Raw genomic sequence first — 23905 nt, 5'->3', positions numbered from 1 at the left:
TCAGAACACCCAGGTCACATTGGCCTTCAGTCCGTGGTCGCGGGCGCCATCACCGTGCTGGCCGCTGTAGGCGGCGCCTACGGTCAGGTTCGAGCGCAGCCTGAGTTCGGCACCGGCTTCGATTGCCAAGGTGTCGTCTGCCACCGGCAGGCCATTGATGGCAAAGCTGCTGTCGTCGTTGGCAAAGGCCAACCGCGCGTTGCCCGTCACGTCATTGAAGGCATGCCGCCAGCCCGCCATCACCCGCCAGTTGGCCTGCACGGTGCCTGCGCTGAAGGTGCTGCCGGCGCGTAGGCCGAGCGTCGAGAACAGCGTGTCGGTGCTCTCCTTGCGTGCGCTCAGTGCGCTGATGCCGGCGTGCTCGCGGAAACTTTCCGAGGTCATGCCGACGTAAGCCAGGTTGGCAAATGGTTCCAGCTCGATAACGCGTGTCGGCAGTTTCCAGCCCAGTTCGCTGAAGGCCTGGACGCTGCTGGCAGCGTAGTCGGCACGGTTGCGTTCGTTGACACCGGTGAAGGTGATGGTGCGATCGGTTTCGATCGAATGACGGCCGAACTGCACACCGCTGCGCAGCTCTGCCGCATCGCCCAGTGTGGTGCCGGCGTAGAGACCAAGTTGGTAGCTGTCGACCTTGGCGTGCGAGCGGCGGGCATCGACGTCCAGCTTGCTGTGGCTGGAGGCGGCCATCAGGCCGACATTCCAGTTGTCGAAATGGCGGTCGCCGCCGACCACGATGCCGCCGGTGGAGCGCTTGCTGCGTGCCGCATTGCCATCGCCGTCCTGGCGACCCCAACTGCCATACATCCGTCCCCACGCGTTGCCATGGGAAGACACGTCATTGGCGGCATCCTGCGCTCCTTCGCTCTGACGCAGGCGGTCGATGGCGGCCTCACGCACGAAGCGACCGTCCTGGATCACACCGGCACGCACGCTGGCGTGTATTTCACCGGAGAGCTGGTCAAAGGCCGATACGGCGTTGGCTTCATCCAGCTGCACGACCACGTCGTACAGGTCGTTGCCCGTGCCCAGATTCTCGATCGCTGTACTGGTGGCGATCTGGTTGGGTGTGGTGGCCACCGCCGGGAACAGCACCTGGTTGCGAGCCAGCGTCAGTGACAGGACGTGGCCGTCGTTGGTCAGGGTCGGCGCGAGGAAAGCAAAGTTGCTGCTGACCTCGTCGAAGGCGCCGCTGATTCCGGCACCGGCACTGAGCACCTGATAGGTGGTGCTTGGCGACCAGCTGCCATCGGCCGCCAGTACCATGGCGCTGCCGCCCTGCAGGGCGATTGCGCCACTGGCATGGATGTGATCGGCGTTGCCGTCCGGCGTCGCTTCGATCTGGTACGTGGAACCCGCAGCAAAGGTGAGATCGCCGGCTACGTTCAAACGGCCGATGGAGTTGCCCGGTGCAATCGTGCCGCCGGCCATCACCACGGTGCTGCCCACGCTGCCGGTGCCTTTAAGCGTGGTGCCGTCATGCACATTCAGCGCGCCACCCAGTGCTCCGTTCACCGCGAGCGTGCCAGCGTTGATGTGGGTGGTGCCGGTGAAGGCGGCGCTGTCGCCGGTCACAGTGAGTGTCCCGCCACCGTTCTTGTTGATGCGGCCACTGCCGCTGAACAGATTGGCGAAACTCGCATCGCTGCTCTGCTGCACCGCCAGCGTAGCGGCTGCAGCGATATCGATTGCGCCACTGCCAAGGTTGCCCGCGTTGCCTGCCAAGGTGCCCGTGGTGATGATCGTTCCACCGCTGTAGCTGTTGATGCCACTCAGCGTCGTTGTGCCATTGCCGAACTGCTGCAGCGCGCCGCTGCCGGTGATATTGCCGGCAAAGGCCACGTCATCGCTGTGGTTGAACGCCAGCGTGGCGTTGTTGATCACGTCACCGGTAATCGAGCCGCTGGTACCGCCATTGCCGATCTGCAGAATGCCTGCAGTGACGGTGGTACCACCGCTGTAGTTGTTGCTTCCGCTGAGCGTGGTAGTGCCGCTGCCGATCTGCTGCAGCACACCGCTACCAGTGATGTTGCCGGCAAAAGCCACGTCATCGCTGCGGTTGAAGGCCAACGCAGCGTTGTTGAGGACATCACCGGCAATCGCACCGCTGGTACCGCCATCGCCGACCTCCAGGGTGCCTGCGATGATCTCGGTGCCACCGCTGTAGCTGTTGTTCCCGCTGAGCGTGGTGGTGCCATTGCCGAGTTGCCGCAGGATTCCGCTGCCTGAGATGTCGCCGGCAAACACCACGTCATCCCTGCGGTTGAACGCCAATGCAGCGTTGTTGATCACGTCACCGGTAATCGAGCCGCTGACGCCGCCTTTGCCGATCTGCAAGGTGCCGGCGCTGATGGTGGTTCCGCCGCTGTAGTGGTTGTCAGCGGAGAGGATCAAGGTGCCACCGTCCATCTTCATCAAATGGGCGCTACCGGTGAGTTCGGCCGCGATGTGCGCACTCACGGACGAGAGCGCGCCGTCGCCTACGCGGATGATCGCGTTGGTGCCCATCAGTTCAAGTACATCGCCAGTGAGGGCATAGCCATCGGTGGTGAACTGCAGGCCGGTAACGGCAACCGGCGCACCGCGACCGTTGTCGACGATCACGGTCCCGGCATTGCCCTGGAAGATGGCAAAGACCGGTTGTGGTGTGGCAGGGCCGTTCAGCGTGCCATCCTGATCCGTCCAGTTGGGGCCGCTCGTGGTCCAGATGCCACTGCCGCCATCGATCACACTGTTGTTGAAGTTTCCGGCGCTGCCGCCATCCCAGAACTGCAGCGTCTGTCCTGCCTTGTTGATCAGATTGACCTGTCTGGCGACCGATGTCTGCACGCTGAAGTCGCTGCTGCCCACTGCCAGGCCCACACCGGAAAGCGCGCCGGTGTAGTCGGCCAGGCGATAGACGCCTGCGCTCAAGCCGCCGCCATCAAGCACATTGAGGCTGCCGTTGAGTGCCAGGTCACCGTTGACTGCAACCAGGGCGGTAGAGGAGGGCAGGCCGAGTATTGCGGTGACCTGCGCGTCAGCGCCAAGCGAGAGCGCCCCTGTGTGCAAGGTGCCCCCCCGCAGCAGCTGGAGCGTGCCGCCATCGTGGATGGTGACGGCGCCGGCAATCGTGCCGCTGCCGGCGAGGGTGCCGCCATCGCCGACTGAGACCGCGCCCATGCCGAGCAGACTGCCATTGACCTCCAGCGTGCCCGCATCCACCGAGGTCGTGCCGGTGTAGATGTTGTTGCCAGTCAGCAGGGTGGTGCCGCTGCCGCGCTGCTGCACCGCGCCGCTGCCGGAAATGTCGCCAGCCACCGTCAAGAGCGTGTTGCGGTTGAAGGCCAGTGTGGCGTTGTTGACCACATCGCCACCGAGCGCGCCAGTGCTGCCGCCATTTCCGATCTGCAAGGTGCCATTGGTGATGAGGGTGCCGCCGGTGTGCGTCGCCGCGCCAATCGACAAGGTGCCGCTGCCTAGCTGCTGCAGCACGCCACTACCCGAAATGTCGCCGGAAAAAATCACGTCATCGCTGCGGTTGAACGCCAGTGTGGCGTTGTTGATCACGTCACCGGTGATCGAACCGCTGGTGCCACCATCGCCGATCTGCAGAACGCCGGCAGCGATGGTCGTACTGCCTTGGGTCAGCTCGCTATCGATGATCCAGCCGCCCGCACCCTGTTTGAAAAGGATGCCTTCCAGATGCGTGATGCCGGTAACTGCAGCCGAAAAGAGTTGTGATCCGCTGCCGTCCAGGGTCAGCATGGAGGCCTTGTGCTTGCCGATCTCCAGATTGCCGTCGATGCGGGAGCCGGTAAACAGGGAGACCTGATTGACCTTGTCACTCAGAGAAACATCACCTTGGATCATGCCGGCATTGCGCAGCGTGGTTGCTTCGTAGCCGTACACCGCGGTTTCGCCGGCATGGATCGTGGCGCCGAGCTCGTTGCTCAGCGAGCCACCTTGCGCGAGGATCACGCCTTGCCGCTGTCCGCTGATGATACCGCCGGCGGAGTTGATGACCGTTCCCGCACCGCCGTCGATACTGATGCCGCGACTGGTCCCAGTGGTGCTGCTGGCGATGATCGCCCCGCCATGATTGATGACCGTGCCGCCGGCGCCAAGCAGGATGCCGGATGCATCGCCGGTGATGCTGCTTCCTGCGTCGTTGGTGATCGTTCCGGAGCCACCAAGGACCTGGATGCCGAGACTATCCGTGTCTGTACCGGTGATGGCCGCACCGCTGTTGGCGACCGAACCCCCCTCCATCAACATCACGCCGATGATCTTACCGCTGATGCTGCCACCGGGATCGTTGTTGACCTGGCCACTAGCCCCAGTGATGTGGACACCCCAGTTGCCCGCGCTGATTTCGCCGCCGCGATTGTTGATGGTGCCGCCGTCGTATAGCAGGACGCCATGCCCGTCGCTGCGGATGGATGCCCCAGCCGCGTTGTTGATGGTCGCACCGCCCATGGATCCCACGCCGAAGTCGCTACCGGCCTGCTCAATCGTGCCAAAGTTGTCGAGCGTGCCGCTATTGTCGATGAACACCGAGTTGGCAAGCTTGATTCCCGCATCGACCAGCAGGGTGGCGTTGTTGCCGGCAACGTTGTCGACCACCACCTGGTGGCTACCCAGTGCCGAATCATGCGCAACCCTCAGGGTGCCACCGAGCACCTGGGTGCCGATGCCGCTGTATGTATTGGCACCCCGCAGAATCAGGGTGCCATTGCCAACCTTGATCAAACCGTTGCGCAGACCGCTATTGATCAGGTTGCTGTCGATGGTGGCGCTGACCCCGGTATCGGTGTTGATCGTGGCGTAGCTGCCACTGGCCGGGCTCAATGCCAGGGTGCCGCCGGTGAGCACATAGCCATCGCTGGCGAACTGCAAGGTATCGAAGCGTTGCGTGCCGACCACGCTGACGGTCCCTGTGGTGCCGCCGAAATGGGCCACCGAGCCTCCCCAGTTGCTGTTGGTGGTCGCGCTGTCATTGGTCCAGGTTGTATCGGCGCTGGTCCAGTTGCCGATACCTCCGGCGCCCCCAACGCTACCGCTGGGGCTGGTGTTGGAGCCATCCCAGAATTGAATGCTTTGGCCGGCGGCGAGCACCGTGAGGTTGACCTGGTTGGCGCTGGCCGTATCCACCGCATGGCTGGCCACAGTGAAGCCAGTACGTGAGGAGCTGACGTCGGTAACGCTAAAGGCGCCACTGAGGGTGCCGCCGTAATTGAACAAGCGATACCAGCCTGCCGAGGCCGCTTGTGCCTGCAAGGTGCCGCCGAGGGTGAGATCACCGCCCACTTCGACCAGATCATTGGCCGGCCCACCGACAGCATCGGCCTGACCGAGTTCGAACACGCTCGTTGAGTCCGTGCCGAGCACCAGGTTGCCGCCGATGTTCAAGGTGCCGGGGCTGTTGCCGGCCGACAGGGTGCCCAGCACGTTGACGTTGCCACCAATGTGGCCATTGCCGCCAAGCGTGCCGGCGGCATTCACCTGCACATCGCTCATCACCGAACCGTTGATGGCCAGCGTACCGCCGCTCACCACGGTGCCGCCGGTGTAGCTGTTGGCGCCGGTCAGCAGGGTGGTGCCTGCGACCTGATTGACCGTGCCGGCGCCGGTGATCCGGGTGCCGAAGGCATATGCCGCATCGGTGTGATTGAAATTCAAACTGCCGGTGCCCGCACCAAAGCGCAGTTCGCTGGCTTCCAGCGTGCCAGCCGCCACCGCAGCTTCGCCGACCGCACCGCCGATGTTCACCGTGCCAGTGGAGCCGGTGAACTGTGCGATATGGAGTGGACCGCTGCTCTGGTTGACGGATACCTTGCCGCCGTCCGCCACGGACAGAGTGCCCCTGCCTTCGCTGCCGACAGAAAGCCGGTCATTGTTGCTCCAGGTGGAGTTCGTGCCGGTCACCGTAACCTGGCCATTGCCCCTCGATGTGTAGCCGATGACTCCGTTGAGATTACTGACCGTGCCCCCATCCGCCACGGTCAGCACGCCCGTGCCTAGAAGGCCAACGACCAGTTCGTTGCTGTGGGCCCAAGTGGAGCCCGTCCCGCTCACTGTGGCCGCGGTGATGGAGCCCAAAGACGGACCGATGTGTCCGGTTTCATTGCTGACCGTGCCGCCGTCCTTGATGGTCAGCGTGCCGCCGTAGATGCTCGTGAAATCGTAACTGCTGCTGCCCGTCAGTGTCAGTCCACCCGTGCCATGTTTGATCAGATTACCGGTACCGCTGATGCTGCCTGCATGGAGGGTCGAACTGTTGTTGCTGCCGATGTTCAGCGTCGTCGCGCCCAATGTGACGGTGCTGCCGGCAACGCCTGCCAGACTGCCAATGGTCTGGTCGACCGTTGCAGCGGAGATGTCAAAAACTGCGCTGGCATCACTCAGATTCACAGCACCCGCAGCTGCCAGACTACCACCCGCCCCCAGTGCAAGGGTGCCGCCATTGATGGTGGTGCCGCCGCTGTATGTGTTGACGCTGCGCAGGGTCAATGTGCCGCTGCCACGCTTTTCAATTCCGCCGGCGCCTAGGATCGCGCCGGCGAAAGTACCTTCATCGATGGCAACAACGGAGTCCGCCAACGTACCCGTTACAAGGGTGCCGGCGCCTTGCAGGTTCGTGATCGAGGCTGTAGGTATGGATCTGTTCTGGTCGTTGAGATCCAAGGTTGCGCCGGCGGCGATGTTGGTCGACAGCATGTCCTGCAATAGCGACGGGAGATAGGCTGTGCCTGCGCGCAGCGTGCCGTAATTGACGTTCAGTGCCCCAGGCGTGCCTTGGTATTGATAGCCAAAAGCGCTGTAAACCACCGTGCCCGTGTGGCCTGCAGAGCCGAAGGCAAGTCCGGCTTCATGCCCTAGATCGTAGCCACCTGACAGTGTGAGCGTGGTGCCGGCAGTAGCGGAAATGGTCGGCGTTGTCGCCGCTTCGATCCTGAGGCGGTTTCCCAAGGTGACATCGGCAGTACCTCGCAACTCGCCATTGCTGCCCAGTGTCACGTCACCGCTTAGATCAGCAGGGCTGTCGACCTCCATCACCCGGTTCTCGATCACGGTCTGTGCGCCTGCCGTTGCCACCACCGTCATTCCCAGTGCGAGCAGGCAGGCATTGGCCAGAAGCGAAGGACGCAGCACCAGGCGCACCGCTTTCGCGCCGCCGCCATGCGCAGATGCCAGTTCCGAAACCACCTGGCACAGACCAAGGGCGCGATTGAAGACGATGCGGTAGACGTGATTCATGATGAGCTCTTGGAAGTTGCGGAAACGAGTAAGCAAGGCCGCGGCCGGATGCGGCGGCGACCGATATGTCGAGTGGAAGGCAGGACCATCCCCGGTCCGGCGGGCACTACTGGATGCTTGAGGCACCCGTGGGAAAGCAGGTAAGGACGACAGCCTTTCTGCTATGCGATGCGGGACCGTCGCGAAAGGGTAGAGAGCCGATAAGGAAAATCATCACGCGCGGGAGTAGCTTCCTCACACTTTGTTTCACTTGAGGTAGGCGTTATCAAGGCGAGTCAGCAGTTCCGGGGGACATTCCATCGGGATTATCGATAACGGGTTTCAACCCCGTCCATCCTGCTAATCAGCAGCTTGCGGCTTCAGGCATGCAGGCTTAGGCGATCCACTTTTTCGGCAACACTCCGGTACGATCCGTGCTGACAAGCCTTCTTCGTTCGTCCGCTCCAGGGCGCGGGGTGGAGCCGAAGTTCACGGGGGAAGGCAATGGCGCCGTTTGGCAGTGAAAGCATGTTTGAAATCTATGACCAACTGCCCGATGCGGTGTTCATGGTTGATGCAAGTCATCGCATTGCCTACGCCAGTGCCGCCTGCGAAGACATCTTCGGATATGTCCCCGGCGAGCTGACCGGCGTGCCGTTGCTTGATCTGGTGGTACGCCACGAACAGGACCGGACCCTGCGCGAGGCACGCAAGGTAGTGCGCAGTGGCGCCCGGGTCGGTTTCGAGAACCGCTACCTGCACAAGGCGGGCAATGAAGTGCAGGTCATGTGGTCGGCACGTTGGCTGAAGGCGCAGCAGTTGCGCATTGGTCTTGCCCGGGATGTGACTGCGTTGCGGCAACCGCTGTCTTCAAAGATTGACGAACTGCTTTGCATTGCCCACTTGGCACCTCACGAAAAGAAGGTGCTACAGCTGCTGCTCACCGAAGCCACCGAGAAGCAGATCGCAGAGCAGCTTGGCCTTGCGGTCTCCACCACGCATTCATACGTCACCCAGATCTTCCGAAAGTTCGGTGTGCGTAGCCGCGCCGGGCTGATGGCCCTGTGGCTCAAGGCAATGAAGATCGACGGCGTGTTCTGATCCGTCATGCCGCCTCCTGGGCCCGCGGCGGGTCAATGGCATACTTATGCCCGGCTGCCCATGCCGCGTTACCCGCGCACCTGCGCGCGCTTCATCTTCGTGGCAGTGAATACCCATCGCAAGACGATCCTTCCTGAATCGAAATTCGAGAGGTTTCCCGTGTCGATTCCCAAGCAATCAGATGTAGCCGATTTCTCGCATCATGTTCGTCGGTTTCCATCACGGACAACGTTGTTCTCCGTCAAAACTCTCGGTCTTGGTGCCGTTGTTTCGATGCTGGCTTTTTCAGCGAGCGCTGAGCCCGTCGTAAGTACCAGCGACGTCGAGCGGTTTTATGCGATCTATGATACCGCCGATGGCAAGCCGACGGCAGAACAGCTGCAGCGCGACTATCTGGATCAGGGCACTGATGGCCTGAAACACTTTGCCAGCATCCGCAAGATCACCGGTGAACGCATCGCCAAGGCCATCAACGACCGGCCTGAAATCTACGTGCGTGCACGCGAATGCGTTGCGGCATTGCCTGCCGCCAAGGCGCGTGTGGGAAGCGCATTGAATCGCTTTTCCGAGCTGTATTCAGAAGCGCAGTTCCCGCCCGTTACGATCTCGGTGGGACGCGGCCGACCGGTGGCGGTTGCCGGCCCGAATGACGGCATCAACATCGGGTTGGAGGCACTGTGTGCCACGACCTTCATCAATCCGAATGTCGAGGATCGCCTGGTCCGCGTCATGGTTCACGAGTTCATCCATGTTCAACAGAACCCGGAACTGACCGACAAGGAGAATCCCACGGTTCTTGATTTGTCGGTTGTCGAAGGCTCGGCCGAATTCGTGACGGAACTGCTAACCGGTGATGTCGCCTATGCCTACATGGCCAATCTGGTGAAGGGGCGGGAGCTGGAAATCGAGACGAAGTTCCAGACCGACATGGCATCCACCGATCTGTCGAACTGGCTGTACAACTCCACCGCCACCAATCCGCAGGACCTGGGCTATTGGGTCGGCTACCGGATCTCCAAGGCCTACTATTCCAACGCCAAGGACAAGCGCAAGGCGCTGCAGGAGCTCATCACGATGCGTGATGCGCGAACGATACTGGCCAGTAGTGGATGGAGGCCGGGAGTTGAAATCGAGTGAGGCTCGCGGCGCTTACTGGTGCCAGCCAAGGCTGATCCTGGTCGATAAGCCGATTGAACCGACGAACTGGAATCAAACCAAGTGCCATGGAATGCCATGGCACTTGCCGTGAGCTGCTTACATGAGCGAGCCGTAACCGCCCATCTCTTCATCAGCTGCCAGTGCTGCCCGTATATGCACCATGGACAACACCGCCTTCCAGCGTCTGCTCATCCTTGATCAGGTTGTACAGCGGGCAGGTTTCTTCGACCACATCGCGCAGCGCGAGGATTTCCTGCTCCGAGGCGGGTGACTCGATTCGTGCCTTGTAATGGATGTTGCGGAAGTGCGCGGGGCCGCTGACGTTCTTGCTGAAACGCGGGGTCAATTCGGTATCGGCGGTGACTTCCAGTGAGTCGAACAGCACGTTGCGGGCGCCTGCCTGCACTTCGAAGATGTGGGTGGGGCAGGTGGTGATAACGCCGATCAGGTGTTCTTCTAAGGTCGGTGCCAGTCCATAACCGAGCAGGCCCGCTGCACTGTCGTGCAGCTGCAGGTGTTTGCTGTTTCCTCTCACGTTTGCCGCCTAGCTGCGATGCCCGACTCCAATCCGCCTTGCACCGAGTTTCAAAATGGTGACTCAAATACGCACCAGCTACGGCGCTATATGTCGAATGGAGACATCACAATCCTTGAGAAGCTGCCTGCGTGAGCGTCCGAAGCATTGCTCAGTGATCTCGGTACACTCTATTCGGTTTATTCGGAAGTGTTTGAAATCCTTCCGTAGTTCACACTGGGCAGCCATCTGGTTTGCGCCTTTCAGAAAACCGATTGCAATTGGCCAGACAACGCGAACCATCGTTTTCTGCTGACTTCGATAACGAAACCGCAAGCGCTGTTCAGAAGACATGGCTTGGCGGATGAGTGAAATATTTCCATCGTCTTTTTCCGCGGTAGGCGGCCCGCTAATCAGATATGCCCGAGCGCAGTGGGTGCTCCTTGACCTGCGGGAGATAGGAGAGACATGTAGCAAGCACCTTGTTGCTTGTTTGATGCGAGAGAACGGGCTGCAGGCGTTGCACGGTTATGCACCAGCAAAACTACTGAGATGCCTGCCGATGTTTTGCGGATAGCAACGGCACGAATTTCTTGCATAGACTTCGGCATGGTCGAGATCTCGCAAGGAATCGAAGTGATCAGGACGTCCGCTCATGGAATGGTATGGATCGCCGGCGGAATATTCCGCATGGGATCGGATAGTCACTATGTTGAGGAGTCACCCGCACATAACGTCAGGGTCGATGGGTACTTCATGGATGAAGCGCCGGTGACAAATCGACAGTTCGCGCAGTTCGTGCAAGCGACGGGATATGTTACCTGTGCGGAAGTATCTCCGAATGAGGACCAATATCCGGGGGCAGATCCATCCATGCTCCGCCCGGGGTCGCTCGTCTTTACGCCCCCAGCCATTCACGTCGACCTGAGCGACTGTTTGAGCTGGTGGACCTACGTTTTCGGTGCTGACTGGCGTCATCCGTTGGGTCCCGGCAGCAATCTCGATGGGCTGGAAGACCACCCCGTCGTGCATGTGGCACTCAGCGATGCGCAGGCCTACGCCAATTGGGTCGGCAAGCAACTTCCGACCGAAGCGGAGTGGGAGTTCGCCGCCAAGGCAGGCGGCGACGCCGAGTATGCCTGGGGCAGCGAACTGGCTCCGGGCGGCGTACATCAAGCAAACACGTGGCAAGGTCAGTTCCCGGTGCAAAACCTGTGCGAGGACGGTTACGCGCGAACTTCTCCGGTATTTGCATTTCCACCGAACTCATTTGGCTTGCGCGACATGATCGGCAATGTGTGGGAGTGGACCAGCGACTACTGGATGGATAGGCATTCGGGTGGTGCGCATAAGTCCTGCTGCATTCCCAGCAACCCGCGTAACTTTGACGCCCAAGCCAGTATCGACATAGAACGACCCCAGATACCGATTCCACGAATGGTGCTTAAGGGCGGCTCCCATCTGTGTTCCCCAAACTACTGTCGTCGCTATCGGCCTGCTGCACGGCAGTCGTCTTTGAGATCAGGCGGCGGATTCGCGAGTTGTTCAAGTCGCTGGGGTATGCAGCCTACGCGGGCCGCCTTCGAGTTTCGACCTTCCACGCCCTGGCCCTGCGGAGTTTGGCGCGGGAGGGAGTCGAGATTCCAAGAGACGGCATGCAAACCTTGCTTTCTGATTTCGCCACTCGCCTGGCAAAGGATCCTTCGTTCGCCCAGAGGGTAGCCGGCGGAGCACGATGCGTCTTGGTAGACGAGTTCCAGGACGTGACGGATGACGTGTATCAGGTCATCAAACATATCCACGCCGGCAGCGGGTCTCGGGCGGGTGTCATGGTGATCGGTGACGACGACCAAGACATCCTGCGCTGGCAACGGAAGAATGATGGCAGTGCTCACCAGTTCTCGGAGAGGTACTTTGACCATTTCGCGCACGAATTCGGGGGTGAAGACTTTCGGGAGTTCCTTCTAGGGGTAAATTTCCGATCCGGAACCAGCATTGTCGAGCGAAGCCAGTTGATGATCTCGGGGTTCTTCGAGCGTACGAGCCGCTCCCGGCGTCTGAAAAAATCCCGATTGGGAGCCCGCACAGGAGCCTCGGCGGGGGCGTGGCAGGCGATTGAGTGGGGTGGTCGAAACTGGGACGAGGCGGTTGCCCAGACTGCAACGATGCTAGAGGGCTTGGCTGGTCGTGAAGGAGAGTCGACCGCCGTACTCTGCCGTTCAAATGCTGAAGTTGCGGAGGCGCATAGGCTGTTGAGCCAGTCGCTGCCCAACCTGACCGTGCAAGGCGCCGCGAATCTTCGTGTATCCGAGCTGCGGCACGTAGGGCTTTGGCTGGATCACCTTAGGGAGCTCGCCGCTCGAAGCGATGACGCACTTTCGGAGGATCTGCGTCAGGGAATCGTTACCAGGATGGTGCAGGCTGACGGGATTCCAGAGTGGTCCAGACCTGACACTTCCGACGTGGTTCTGGATCATTTGTGGAGGCTGTGTTGCAGAGAGCGTTCGTTCCCCCATCTTTCCTCGCTGATTCAGTTTGTCGAGGAATTGAGGACCGATGAACTCGTGCGATTATCTGGAGTGGTTGATGGCGCTTCGACAGCAGTCGTCTCGACGCTGCACAAGGTGAAGGGGCTGGAATTCGACAATGTCGTAATTTTGCCTTCAGCAATGCAATTTGGGTCGAGCTGGCGGGATCGGCTTGGACCGGACCTAGCAGGCGATGCTGCCGAAGAGGCGCGGCTTCTGTATGTGGGAATGACCCGGGCCAAGAAAAATCTGACGTACTACCGCGGTGATCGCGAGCGAAGCTGGGGAAGGAAAGATCCCATGCTGTATGAAGGCCTGCAGGCGCAAGGGCAGGTGTTGGTGGGGTCAATGGAGGATGTTTCCCTGGGTTGGGCCATGCAACAAAACGCATTCAACCCGAGTCCGGATGAGTGTCAACGCTATATTGAAAGCGAGGTTGCTGTAGGTGATCCAATCATGCTCGATGGCCGTGGCGGCGGTGCCTTCAAGTCCTTCATGCACCGCGGGGCCTCAGGTCAATTGGTGCAGGTCGGTTTTCTCGCAAAGCAACATGATGTAGGTGGACCCAACGCAGCGCTGAAGGTCAGCGCTGTAGTGAGGTTTCGTCCTGATCAGGCAGATGGCACGTTGGCCGATTGTGTCCTGGAGAGGGGGTGGGGGTATGTGGTTCTTGTATCAGGACGCCTTCGTTGACCTTCGCCAAGAACACTCTACAGCGGAAGCTTAAAACCCGCTTGCTCCCTGCATTTCTGGCCATCGAGGCTTGCCGTTAACGGTCTGCTTGTGGCCGAGGCTGTGTGAAAACTCTCAGAGAGCTCGAGGGCGATCAAATAATGATCAATTTCCTGCCTTCTTCGCGAGTTCAATAGAGGCTTTCTTCTGCGAGTGGCCTGAAACTCACGCATGTGGGACGTCAGCTTTTGTTTTCACACAGCCTCGGCCGATAGCCGACATGAGCGGAGCGGGGGGATTAGATTGATTTATCGTGGGTACTGCGACTCTGCGTCTAAGGCCGGAAGCGGACATTCACACGGGGAGACTTGTTGGGGGGAGCGCGGATCTCGACCAACCAACCCAGTAGCCACCCGGCTCAGTGGCGGAGCTTCGGCAATTCGTCGACCAGCTTCAATCGCAACTGACAGAGTCGACACAACGACGCGCTTCTGTGGATCAGCGGCTGGATCAGTTGAATGTAGCAAGGCAAGCCCTCGAGGCCCGGTTGCACGAGGAGCAGGAACTGGCCAGATCTGAGCGCGAGAGCCTGATGGAACACGCCAGATCTGTCGAAGGAGGAACAACTGACCAAGATTCCTGCGGCTATTGAGGCGGCTTTGCCGCGGTAACCGTAAGCCTCCAGCCCCTAGGAAGAAGACGGCAAAAACACGCTGATTACTTCGTCAACATGGTTCATCGCGTACCGCAAATGTCTACGTTTGTTCACAACTGCTTTAAAACATCTGCGTCGATTGCTCAGCTTTTCTGCTTGGAGTGCCCTAAATTTTCCACGGTGGACAGGTGATCCTAAGAGCGGAAACTTGTGCAGCCAGACAACTAGCATCCAGAATTATCTGCAGTGGCTCGCGGCAACCCAAGATTGTCTGCCTCGCGAACCAGAATCTCTACATCAACGGGGCAGAATTGTCCGCTGACCAACAGATGGTAGGTGGGAGGTGAGCCAAAGCCAGATCCAGCTTATGCGGCGCATTACGTCATTTCGCATAATGTATATTATGTTAAGTTTGTTCGGACAAACGTTGGCGCGACTCCTGCTGTCAGCGACCTCCTAACTCTGTCATTTGCTCCTTTACCATGTCGCGAGCCGTAACTATGTCGTCAGCTGACAGTCGCTTCCAATGCAATCAAACGCTTAGACAGCATTCGGATCGGCCTCGACATTGATCAGCGCGACGTCGTTTTTCCTTAACCATGTCGTGCTCCGATACGATGTCATGATCAGCCGAGCGTCCACCGGCTCAGTTCTGAGCTCCCCAGCGCTGTAGAAATACTTCTTGCTCTCGGGTTTCGATGGCTCCAGGCCGAACCGAACGGACAAGGCGCATCGCTTCGTCAGGTACACCGGTTGCCCCTGAATCTAGCAGCAGCATCGAAGCAACCGTTCCTGCGCGCCCGAGACCTCCCTTGCAGTGGACGACAACACGAGCACCGGCGTTCAACGCCGACGCCAACTCCGGACCAAGCTGCCTCCATTGGTCCAGAAATCGTTGATCTGGTGCTGCGCCATCGACAATAGGAAGCCCGTGCCACATCAGTCCGAATGCTTGCGCTCTGGCTGGAAGTTGAGAAATCCTCAGCTCGTCGTATTCGAAAGGCTCAATCAAGCTGATCAGATACGTCGCTCCCCATGTTTTGATCGCCGCAAGATCCGTGTCGAGATCGCGCGTCCATTCGCCAGTCCACGCTTGAGTCTGGTGCTTGCCTGGAGCAAACGTGATTCCGATCGCACCGTTTGCGCTTCCCACCGAAAGTTCTGCGATATGTAACGGGTGGCTGAGGCTGGTGCGGGACATGGCAGGTCTCTCTGCTGGGGCTTGTCGAGCGTAGTGCGGTAGCGGCGTCTGAGCAAACGCGACCGCTATCCCCCCTAGCTCTATGACTTCGCTTTCAACACTCGTCGTGAACGGCTTGGCTTCTTGTCGTTGGGCTTGCGTTCTCGCCAAGCCGCCTCCAGGGCAGCTGGCAGATCTCTCAACTGTGATAACTGGGTCTCGAATGCATCTGCTCGTGCCCGCTGGCTAGCAAGTTCTTGCCGTAAGTTGGATGCACTAGCCTGCGCTCGTTCGATTGTTTCGATCTGTTTGCGTTCGAGCGTAGCGGCCTCTTTTCGAAGCGCTGTTAGTTCAAGCTTTGCTGTTTTCGCCTCCTGTCGAGCTACGTCAATGTCGCGCAGAGCGCGATTCTCGACAGATCTGGCATGTTCCATAAAGCTCTCGCGCTCAGATCTGGCCAGTTCCTGAAGCTCCTGTAGTCGAGCTTCCAGGGTCCGCCTCGCAGACTCAACGTGCTCCAGTCGCTTATCCTCGGAAGCACGTTGTTGGGCTGCCTCTGCGATCTGCGAGTGAAGCTGATTGATGAGTTGCCGAAGCTCCGCCACCTGGGTCAGTGCCAGGCGCTCTGACTGGGCCGAGGCAGTTACTTTGGCGTGGAGCTCGGAGGCCTCCTCGGCAAAGGTCTGCTGTTGCACCCGCAGTTCGTCGTACTCGGCTGCAAGCGTCTGCCTGGCATCGGTGAGCTCCTCGAGAATCGACTCGCGAGCATGCTGTAAAGCCAGTGCCCACCACTGCCCCGCCAACTCGGCCAAGACCGCCGGCGCGTCCTTCAAATCTGGCCGCTTCGGCTGCAGTCGGAGGCCCAGATTTTTCCACCAGGTGTCCAGCCAGCGCGTCACGGTGTTGGGGGAGCCGGTCCCCAGGTGGGCGCGGATGCGTTCTACCGTCGGGCGGTCGCCGTTGGCGACCAGCTCGTCGGCGGCGGTGTGCACATCGGATTCGGTGATGCCGCGGGCCATGCTGACGTCTCCTGTATTGGCGCCCTACTCTGTTGATTGCGTACTCGCGATAAGTGATGATTATCGCAAGTACACGCCCTATTTCGTAGCATACATTACATAGTATGAAGCAAAATAACAGAATGCCGACCCTCCCAGCGACCGCCAGCCATCTGGCTTTGCCCGAACAGCTGGCGCAACAAGCGGCCGATGCGGTCCGCGAACTGCTGGCCGAAGCCGCTGCCGCCAATACGACGCGCAGCTATGCCACCGCCTTGCGCTACTGGGCCGGCTGGCATCAGGCACGGTTCGGTGCCGAGCTCACGTTGCCCGTGAGCGAGGCCGTGGTGATCCAGTTCCTGGTCGATCACATCCAGCGCAAGAGCAAGACCGGCCTGATCAGCGAACTGCCGCCGACGTTGGATCAGGCGTTGGTGGCCGCCGGCCTCAAGGCCAAGGTCGGGCCGTTGAAGCTGTCGACTGTGGTCCAGCGCGTGGCCGTGCTGTCCACGGCCCACAAACTCAAACGACTGACTAATCCGTGCGAGCTGCCCAGTGTTAGGACGCTGTTGAGTCGTGCCCGCCGAGCCTCAGTCAAACGCGGTGAGCGGCCGACCAAGAAGACCGCCATCACGCGCCCCGAGCTCGAGGCCATGCTGGCGACTTGTGATGGCACTTTGGAAGGCCTGCGTGACCGTGCCCTACTCTGCTTTGGCTTTGCCAGTGGTGGACGCCGCCGTAGCGAGATCGCCGCTGCGGACATGCGCGACCTGCGCAAGGTCGGCGAAGACGGCTACATCTATCGGCTAGTGTTTTCGAAAACCCAGCAGGCCGGGGTCACAGTGGACTCAACGCCGGACAAGCCAATTCTCGGTCGCAGCGCTGAGGCTCTGGCAGCCTGGCTCGAGGCCGCTGGGATCAATGACGGTGCTATCTTTCGGCGTATCTGGAAGGACCGGGTGGGGCCTGCCCTGCTCCCGGGCTCCGTAGCCGCGATCGTCAAGCGACGGGCTGGCTTAGCGGGGCTAGAAGGGGACTTTGGAGCCCACAGTCTGCGGTCGGGGTTCGTGACTGAAGCTGGCAAGCAGGGTGTCCCCCTGCCCGCGGTGATGGCCATGACTGAGCACCGCTCAGTGGCGAGCGTAATTGGCTATTTTCAATCGGGGGCTGCAGAAGATAATCCAGCCGCAAGATTGCTTAAATAAGGTTAGAAGGGCTGCAAGATTGTGCGGCGGGGAGAAAGGGGGGGCATGATCGGTATGGCAAATCCAATGCATGTGAATCTCTTAGAGCGCGTCGAGAGTGGACCCTGAGCGTTATTGATGCGACGATACGATGCGTCGCCGGGAGGCACCAGTCGTAACGACTGGCAAGATGCGATCAACAGGCAAGGGATTGGGGATTCCGATGACGGGATCGACTGCAGGGACGAGCACCGCGTTTGGCGCTGGCGATTCAGCGCTGGGATACCTTTACCAGATCCGCATGGCGCTTCTGACCGCCTTGCGTCGCATCAATCCCGCAGACGACGAGGATTTCTCGATCTTTTTGGAGACATTAGACGACGTCGTCTTTGAAAAGACCGGAACCGCTCTGGAGCTTTTTCAGCTCAAACATCACTCCAACGCGCAAGCTAACCTCACCGATGCCTCTCCAGATATCTGGAAGTCGTTGCGCGTATGGATCGAAGGCCGGAAATCTGGGGCTGTCACGCCAATTGATCGCTTGATACTTATCACCACACAAATGGTGGGAAAAGGCTCCATCGCTAGCAGGCTCTTGGCAATGAATCGCGATGAGGACGCTGCGCTGACTGCCATGCGAGACGTTGCACAGACATCAGCAAACACCGGCAACGCAGCCGCCTATACCGCTTTCCAAGCATTGAGCTCGGACGAACAAAAAGCCCTTGTCGCCTCCATCGTCATTGCGCCCAATCAACCCAACATTGAACAGGTGGGCGATGACATTCGACACGAGGTTCGCTTCACCGTTCGAAGGGATCACGTGGAGTCTTTCGTCAGCCGTTTAGAGGGATGGTGGTTCACTCAGTGCTTGAAGCACCTGATTGGGAAATCCAAAGAGCCATTACGCTGCTCCGCCCTTCAGGCTCAGATGGACGATGTTCGCCACCAGCTTGTCAGCGCCCTCCCCGTCGACGACGACATATTTGAGCACGAGGTAGAGATTTCCACCTATGAAAGCGAGCTGTTCGTGCACCAAGCAAGATTGGCAGGGGTTCACCACTCGCGCGTTCTTGCAGCAGTCAGAGACTACTACCGTGCCTTTGAACAGCGTTCTCGCTGGGTTCGTGAGAGCTTGGTTCTGGTGGGTGACTTGAAAAATTATGAGCGCACGCTCCACGAAGAGTGGGAAATCGCGTTTGCCCAAGCACTAGACGAGCTTGGCCATGAAGCAGCAGAGGAAGCGCAACAAAGAATGGCACGCGCCGTTTTCAAGTGGGTGGAATCTGCGTGCCTCCCTATCCGCAAGAACGTCGACCATCCCAGTATTTGTCGTGGGTCCTTGCACATGATGGCCAATGAGTTGCGCATCGGTTGGCACCCAGAATTTGAAGCCAGACTCCGACATCTGCTTTCAATCCCTGGGGTCGCAGCATGACTATCCACCGCGAACCTGGGCTCATGGAGCCGCTATGGCGCCAGCAACCGCCAGAACAGGTCCGCCTGCTCAACCCTGCGTTCTTGGGAGCATTGATTTACAGCGCCGCTAAAGGCTACGAAGAGGAGAGCAATGGCAGTGGCCTCCCTTACGCATTGGCATTTGTTGCCTTGCCAGCCGTTTTACAAAAAGTGACGCGCGAGACTCTTCCCCGAGCCATCAGCACGAGCTTGGCAGCGTGGCTGAGCGTCCATCCATCTGCCTTGGTTGGATTTTCCGATCGGGCCAAGGCCATCGCTCCGCTTGTCCGGCAGGCAGTCGCGGTCGCAGCATCGAGCGGACTTGTTTCTCTGGATGGGTACCGGCTTATTCCCGAGTTGAACGTGCGCAAGATCAATAAGTATGGTCGCGACCTCGCCACAGCGGCAATTTCCTGAGGTGTAAGCGCAGGTGCCATCCAACCGATCTGCAGCTGAAGGGGATTAGTCACTCCACTAAACGACCGCCCCACTGCCGACGTAAATTCATCCAGAGAAATACACGCTGCTTCGACCTGCTCATCCATAGATAACCCCTCCTTATCAGCGCATTGTAGGGCCATACCCTGCCTCAAGAACAATATGGCAACCAAGTCAGATAGCTACGGACGTTTCGTCAAACAAACCAACACAGAAAATGAGTGCGAAGGAGCTGGCCGAGGTCAAACATGCTGATTTCTCTGCCGTAGATCGGAACAAGGTTTCGGAGGCGACACCCCTTAGTCGTACTCCCGATAAAACTCCCAAATCCTGATAACGGATAGCCTCTAACTGACCCACCCCCGGATAAATCTTCCTAATCCCCTGCCCGCCACAATCTCCAACTGGTTCTGGCGATACTATGGGCTTCAAGGAAGCGCCGTAGGCAGGGGGCCATGTGGCGAAAAAAAATCAATCAGCCGCCGGTTGGATCGTAGGTATTTTGGCTATTATTTGGCTTATCCCAAGAGAGATTTGGATCGTTCTCAGTCTCGCTGCGCCCATAGGATTTGTCCTGTGGGTCTGGCTCAGATGGCGAGCTGATAAGAAAGAAACCCTAGCTGCCGCACCGTTGTCAGAACCCACACTGGCAGAGCTCATCCAATCTTCGGCGCCCAAAGCAGAGCCCAAGGAGCCGATCAGACAACGGACGTCCATCCGCAGCGAGACATCTCTTGATCTTGCCGAGCTATGGAAGGCCTCTGACCCACCCGCCATCCACTCTACAGGCCTGGATGAAACACCGGTGCGAAGCCTTGGACTAGCTTCACCAGAGGTGGCAGCAAGCGCCCAAGGCTCAATCGGATTGGCTCTCTCGCCGCCATGGGCGGATACGGCCCCGAGCACTCATACCGAAGCCTACGTTTCCATGATCGAGGCTCCGGTCTTGGGTCCGGATGTTTTGGCCTCGCAGCAGGGGCCAAACATCCTGTCGCAGGAAGAATCCTCTCCTTCCGCCATCCTCACGAAGGCTGGAAATCTGGCGGAAGCAATGAAGGCTGTAGTCGAGCGCTCTGCTGCAGCGCAGGCTACCGATACCTCTACGGAACAGGTGCAGTTACAGGTTCCGACAAAAGCGGACGGGGTTCGAAGGTTGTTGGCAGCTTTGACAGTCTTTGCGGCGCAGTCACGTGGCCCAAGCCGGCCAGGAAACCTGAGCGAAGTGAAGGCCCATATCACCAAGCTCGGAGTTTCTTCCGCTGACCCCATCCGAGTTGAGGCGAAGTTGAGGACCAGCGCTCACAACGATCACAGCCTGCCCCAAGAGCGCCAGGCGTCCCCTCCCGTCAGCACAGCTATGCGCCGTCAATTGTTGACAACATCGGGATCCGCTACAGGAATGGAAGAGCTGCATCGTGTCGTGATCGCTGCTGACGTTCCCTCCACGGAGTTCACCGTCCCTCGCCCGCCGGAAGGCTGGGCGGAGACCCGATGGCTTGGTGCCGATGAGATGATCGAGATTGGCGGGGTAGCCATTCGAGGCGGCCTCTTCTATACCGGCGTAAAGCTTGATTCACCAAGTGGTGACACCGAGCCCAGCCTTGTAAACGGCGTATTGGCTGTCGCTCCTTACGGCGACTACAAGGAGCCCACCAGCTACTGGCTCGCTTACGCTCAGCTGTCACCCAGCGAGCGGCGTGCCTACCTGAACTGGCTGGCATCAGACCGGTCGGACCCCAGCTGCTCCATCAACTACGTGCGCCTTTACCTCTTCGGGCTAGAGCGCCGAATCCTGCTTGACTCGGACACCGACCCAGAGTCGAGAAAGGATTGGCCTGCCATCAAACAAGCCCTTCGGAACTTGGTATCTGTTTATGGCGAGGTCTATGGCCCGATCCGCGGATTTACCAACAGTTTGTTGGACTGGATGGAGCTGGATTCGGTCGAAGAAAAGCTCTACTCCAAGCCAGTTCCTCCATTTGATCGCTCCTATGAACTGCCCTTCTACGTTCGCCTAGCTCTGGGCCAATGCTCGCTTGACCGCGCGCCCATCCCTGCCCCGTTGGCGTTGGCCTGGATTCGACTAAACCCGGAGGTTTCGTTAAGAACCGCCGCGGTACGGTGCGCCGACGAGTTCGATCGCTTATTTATAGAGCGCTATCATGAGCTGTTTGGCAGCGGCCTGGTGCTCCCCAAGAACCGCACCAAGCTAAAGTTCGTGCGACAACCAGCGTCTCCCGCCTTCTATGGCGCAACCCCAAAGGCTAAGACCTTCGGAGACGTTCCTGACGTCACGGCCCTTCGGGCACCACTGAAGGATCTGCTCGAGGTTGTTCAGCAATGTACCGACGAGCTCGCTGCCTATAGCCGTTTGGTCGGCAAATCCCCCGATTTGAGGGATGGGCTGGAAGCGCTGCTTCTGCTGCCGTCCAGCATTTGGCCCCAAAGCCAAAGGAGCATCCTCCGTTCAATTGCAGAGGACGTCCAAGCAGGCAATGTGACCACTCAGCTGACCGAGCTCACCGCTCGGTTCGGACCCAGCCCCGCCCCCCTTGGCAAGGAGAAGGTTCGCGATCTCGCACGCGCTTTGGAAAGCGTGTATGTCGGGATGGAGCCAAATGTCTTGGAGGGAGCCCGAGCACCGTCGGAAGCCGATCCGATCGCGATCTTTGCACTCCTGCCAGGTCAGTCGCACAAAACGGACGCAGCGGCGTATCAAACAGCCATCCTTACCCTGCAGCTCGCCTCGGCAGTCGCTCAGTCGGACGGCTCCTTCAGCGCACAGGAGCTGGAGCACCTGTCTCTAGAGATCGACGGCTGGTCGCACCTCAGCCCGGCGGACCATAGGCGCCTGCGCGCCCATCTGGACTTGCTTGCTGCGTCGCCGATTACCCTGCCATCACTGCGCAAGAAGCTTGATCCGCTGGACAGTACAACCAAGGAGGCGATCGCGGCGTCCATGGCCACACTCGCCCAGGTGGACGGAATGGTGTCGCCGGAGGAGGTGCGCTTTCTGGAGAAGGTCTACAAAGCCTTGGGCGTCGAGCCCAAGCGAGTCTTCAGCGACATCCATGCGCCGAGATTGGGCAAAACCCAACCCCAGTCCACTCAATCCGCCCCGTTCCAGTTGGATCCTGAGCGCATCGCAGCGCTACAGCGCGACACAGCCAAGGTCTCCGCCCTGCTCGCGAATATCTTCACAGAGGAAGAGCCCGACACCAGCCACGAACAGGCTTGCTCGGCACCTGTGGATGAAGAGCCTGACACCAGCAATGGGTTGTTGGGCCTGGACGAGGCACACAGCGCATTGCTCCGGCTGATGCTGTCTCGGCCAAACTGGACTCGTACCGAGCTAGAAGACGGCGCGGCAGACCTTGAGTTGATGCTGGATGGTGCGCTGGAGCAGATCAATGATGCCTCCTTCGACGCCTATGACATTCCCTTCTCCGACGGTGATGACCCGTTGGAAATCAATCCCGAGTTCATTGAGAAGATCGAGCAATGAGTAGTCCAATTCGCAGCAAGGACCGCGACGCGGTCGTCCAGTCTCTCCGCGCCGGCGTTGTCCCCCGCGCAGGACAGCACCTGATTCAAGTTGGACGCGCCCGCGAGGTAGAGACGCTGGTCGGCGATATCGACCGGCTCGCCGATGGTGGATCTTCCTTCCGCCTAGTGATCGGAGAGTATGGCTCCGGTAAGACGTTCTTCCTCAACCTGGTTCGCGCCATTGCCATGGAGCGAAAGCTCGTCGTAGCCAGCGCTGACCTGAACCCGGATCGCAGGCTCCATGCATCCGGCGGCCAAGCGCGGTCGCTGTATGCGGAGCTGATGCGGAATCTGGCGACACGAACCAAGCCCGACGGCGGCGCGTTGCCTGCAGTGGTTGAAAAGTTCATCGCCACCGCAAAATCCGAATCCAAGGCAAAAGACGTCCCCACCGAACAAGTCATCCGCGCCAAACTGGAACAACTGACGGAGCTGGTCAACGGCTACGATTTTGCCGATGTCATTGCTGCTTACTGGCGTGGATTTGAAGAAGGCAATGAACAGCTGAAATCCGATTCCATCCGGTGGCTACGCGGCGAATTCACAACCCGTACGGATGCCAAGGCCGCGCTTGGCGTCCGCACAATTGTTGACGACGCATCCGTCTATGACCAGCTCAAGCTCATGGGGCGATTCATCCGTCTGGCCGGCTACAGTGGGTTACTCGTATGCCTGGATGAGTTGGTTAACCTTTACAAGCTCGCCAACGCTCAGGCACGAAACTCCAACTACGAGCAACTCCTGCGCATGCTTAACGACTCGCTCCAAGGAACGGCGGTTGGCTTGGGCTTCGTCCTCGGCGGGACCCCCGATTTCCTGATGGACACGCGCCGGGGCGTCTACAGCTACCAAGCACTGCAAAGCCGCCTCGCGCAGAACACCTTCGCCACAAACGGGCTGGTCGATTTCAGCGGACCTGTGGTCCGCCTCTCCAGCCTCACGGCCGAAGACTTCTACGTTCTTCTGACCAAGATCCGCCATGTTTATGCCGGCGGCGACCAAGCCAAGTATTTCCTTCCTGATGAGGCCGTTCATCAGTTCATGGAACATTGCGCCAATCGCATCGGCGACAGCTTCTTCCGTACACCTCGGACCACCATCACCGCCTTCATCAATCTGCTTGCGGTGCTTGAACAAAATCCAGGTACCGAGTGGCAGTCCTTGATCGGTTCTGTCGAGATCAAACCTGACCTTGGCGGCGAAGGAGACCTCGACGTGGTCGAAGATGACGAACTGACCTCGTTCAAACTGTAAACGC

The 23905-nt window shown here is 59.4% G+C and carries 14 protein-coding genes; 9 read left to right on the top strand and 5 right to left on the bottom strand.

What is annotated here, in order from left to right:
- Entirely contained in the window at positions 1-7236 is a 7236-nt protein-coding gene (locus tag ACREP4_RS15670) for an autotransporter domain-containing protein (protein ID WP_431597123.1), read from the bottom strand.
- 507 nt (positions 7237-7743) lie between these two features.
- Here ACREP4_RS15670 and ACREP4_RS15665 point away from each other — a divergent pair.
- A complete protein-coding gene (locus ACREP4_RS15665) occupies positions 7744-8316 on the top strand; it encodes a PAS domain-containing protein (RefSeq protein ID WP_431597122.1) in 573 nt (190 codons plus the stop codon).
- A 60-nt stretch (positions 8317-8376) separates the two neighbouring features.
- Complete coding sequence (locus ACREP4_RS15660) at positions 8377-9453, top strand: DUF2268 domain-containing putative Zn-dependent protease (RefSeq protein WP_431597121.1); 1077 nt, start codon at positions 8377-8379, stop codon at positions 9451-9453.
- A 151-nt stretch (positions 9454-9604) separates the two neighbouring features.
- Here ACREP4_RS15660 and ACREP4_RS15655 read toward each other — a convergent pair whose 3' ends face one another.
- A complete protein-coding gene (locus ACREP4_RS15655) occupies positions 9605-10009 on the bottom strand; it encodes an OsmC family protein (protein WP_431597120.1) in 405 nt (134 codons plus the stop codon).
- Between the two features lie 78 nt (positions 10010-10087).
- A complete protein-coding gene (locus ACREP4_RS15650; RefSeq protein ID WP_431597119.1) occupies positions 10088-10465 on the bottom strand; it encodes a helix-turn-helix transcriptional regulator in 378 nt (125 codons plus the stop codon).
- A 75-nt stretch (positions 10466-10540) separates the two neighbouring features.
- Between ACREP4_RS15650 and ACREP4_RS15645 the strand changes: the two genes are divergently transcribed.
- Positions 10541-11710, top strand: a complete 1170-nt coding sequence (locus ACREP4_RS15645) for a formylglycine-generating enzyme family protein (protein WP_431597118.1) — start codon at positions 10541-10543, stop codon at positions 11708-11710.
- On the top strand, positions 11644-13209 hold the full coding sequence (locus ACREP4_RS15640; protein ID WP_431597117.1) for a 3'-5' exonuclease: 1566 nt from the start codon (positions 11644-11646) through the stop codon (positions 13207-13209). Before ACREP4_RS15645 ends, ACREP4_RS15640 begins: the two co-directional genes overlap by 67 nt.
- A gap of 1280 nt (positions 13210-14489) precedes the next feature.
- On the opposite strand, the gene ACREP4_RS15635 is transcribed toward ACREP4_RS15640, so the two are convergent.
- Positions 14490-15044 (bottom strand): cyclin-dependent kinase inhibitor 3 family protein, encoded by a 555-nt coding sequence (locus tag ACREP4_RS15635; protein ID WP_431597116.1) that lies wholly within the window; start codon positions 15042-15044, stop codon positions 14490-14492.
- Between the two features lie 80 nt (positions 15045-15124).
- On the bottom strand, positions 15125-16042 hold the full coding sequence (locus tag ACREP4_RS15630) for a DNA-binding protein (protein ID WP_431597115.1): 918 nt from the start codon (positions 16040-16042) through the stop codon (positions 15125-15127).
- 104 nt (positions 16043-16146) lie between these two features.
- Between ACREP4_RS15630 and ACREP4_RS15625 the strand changes: the two genes are divergently transcribed.
- From ACREP4_RS15625 to ACREP4_RS15605, 5 genes are all read left to right on the top strand, one after another.
- Positions 16147-17226 carry a site-specific integrase gene (locus tag ACREP4_RS15625; protein ID WP_431597114.1) on the top strand — a complete coding sequence of 360 codons (1080 nt, stop codon included), beginning with the start codon at positions 16147-16149 and terminating at the stop codon, positions 17224-17226.
- A 202-nt stretch (positions 17227-17428) separates the two neighbouring features.
- Positions 17429-18643 (top strand): ABC-three component system protein, encoded by a 1215-nt coding sequence (locus tag ACREP4_RS15620; RefSeq protein WP_431597113.1) that lies wholly within the window; start codon positions 17429-17431, stop codon positions 18641-18643.
- Complete coding sequence (locus ACREP4_RS15615) at positions 18640-19080, top strand: three component ABC system middle component (RefSeq protein WP_431597112.1); 441 nt, start codon at positions 18640-18642, stop codon at positions 19078-19080. The genes ACREP4_RS15620 and ACREP4_RS15615 overlap by 4 nt, the downstream gene beginning before the upstream one ends.
- 949 nt (positions 19081-20029) lie before the next feature.
- Positions 20030-22606 (top strand): TerB N-terminal domain-containing protein, encoded by a 2577-nt coding sequence (locus tag ACREP4_RS15610; protein ID WP_431597111.1) that lies wholly within the window; start codon positions 20030-20032, stop codon positions 22604-22606.
- Positions 22603-23901: an ATP-binding protein gene (locus ACREP4_RS15605; RefSeq protein WP_431597110.1), complete on the top strand. Its 1299-nt coding sequence runs from the start codon at positions 22603-22605 to the stop codon at positions 23899-23901. The genes ACREP4_RS15610 and ACREP4_RS15605 overlap by 4 nt, the downstream gene beginning before the upstream one ends.
- Positions 23902-23905: the final 4 nt, after the last annotated feature.

Origin of the sequence: Stenotrophomonas sp., assembly GCF_050737575.1 — a bacterium.
Classification (GTDB): Bacteria; Pseudomonadota; Gammaproteobacteria; order Xanthomonadales; family Xanthomonadaceae; genus Stenotrophomonas.
This window is presented reverse-complemented; position numbering and strand designations above follow the sequence as displayed.

Excerpts from the sequence above, each read along its gene's own strand:
- ACREP4_RS15620 (WP_431597113.1), top strand. The coding sequence starts at position 17,429 with ATGACGGGATCGACTGCAGGGACGAGCACCGCGTTTGGCGCTGGCGAT.
- ACREP4_RS15645 (WP_431597118.1), top strand. The coding sequence starts at position 10,541 with ATGCCTGCCGATGTTTTGCGGATAGCAACGGCACGAATTTCTTGCATA.
- ACREP4_RS15615 (WP_431597112.1), top strand. The coding sequence starts at position 18,640 with ATGACTATCCACCGCGAACCTGGGCTCATGGAGCCGCTATGGCGCCAG.
- ACREP4_RS15640 (WP_431597117.1), top strand. The coding sequence starts at position 11,644 with ATGCAAACCTTGCTTTCTGATTTCGCCACTCGCCTGGCAAAGGATCCT.
- ACREP4_RS15605 (WP_431597110.1), top strand. The coding sequence starts at position 22,603 with ATGAGTAGTCCAATTCGCAGCAAGGACCGCGACGCGGTCGTCCAGTCT.
- ACREP4_RS15670 (WP_431597123.1), bottom strand. The coding sequence starts at position 7,236 with ATGAATCACGTCTACCGCATCGTCTTCAATCGCGCCCTTGGTCTGTGC.
- ACREP4_RS15625 (WP_431597114.1), top strand. The coding sequence starts at position 16,147 with ATGAAGCAAAATAACAGAATGCCGACCCTCCCAGCGACCGCCAGCCAT.
- ACREP4_RS15660 (WP_431597121.1), top strand. The coding sequence starts at position 8,377 with ATGCCGCGTTACCCGCGCACCTGCGCGCGCTTCATCTTCGTGGCAGTG.
- ACREP4_RS15635 (WP_431597116.1), bottom strand. The coding sequence starts at position 15,044 with ATGTCCCGCACCAGCCTCAGCCACCCGTTACATATCGCAGAACTTTCG.
- ACREP4_RS15610 (WP_431597111.1), top strand. The coding sequence starts at position 20,030 with ATGATCGAGGCTCCGGTCTTGGGTCCGGATGTTTTGGCCTCGCAGCAG.
- ACREP4_RS15665 (WP_431597122.1), top strand. The coding sequence starts at position 7,744 with ATGTTTGAAATCTATGACCAACTGCCCGATGCGGTGTTCATGGTTGAT.
- ACREP4_RS15630 (WP_431597115.1), bottom strand. The coding sequence starts at position 16,042 with ATGGCCCGCGGCATCACCGAATCCGATGTGCACACCGCCGCCGACGAG.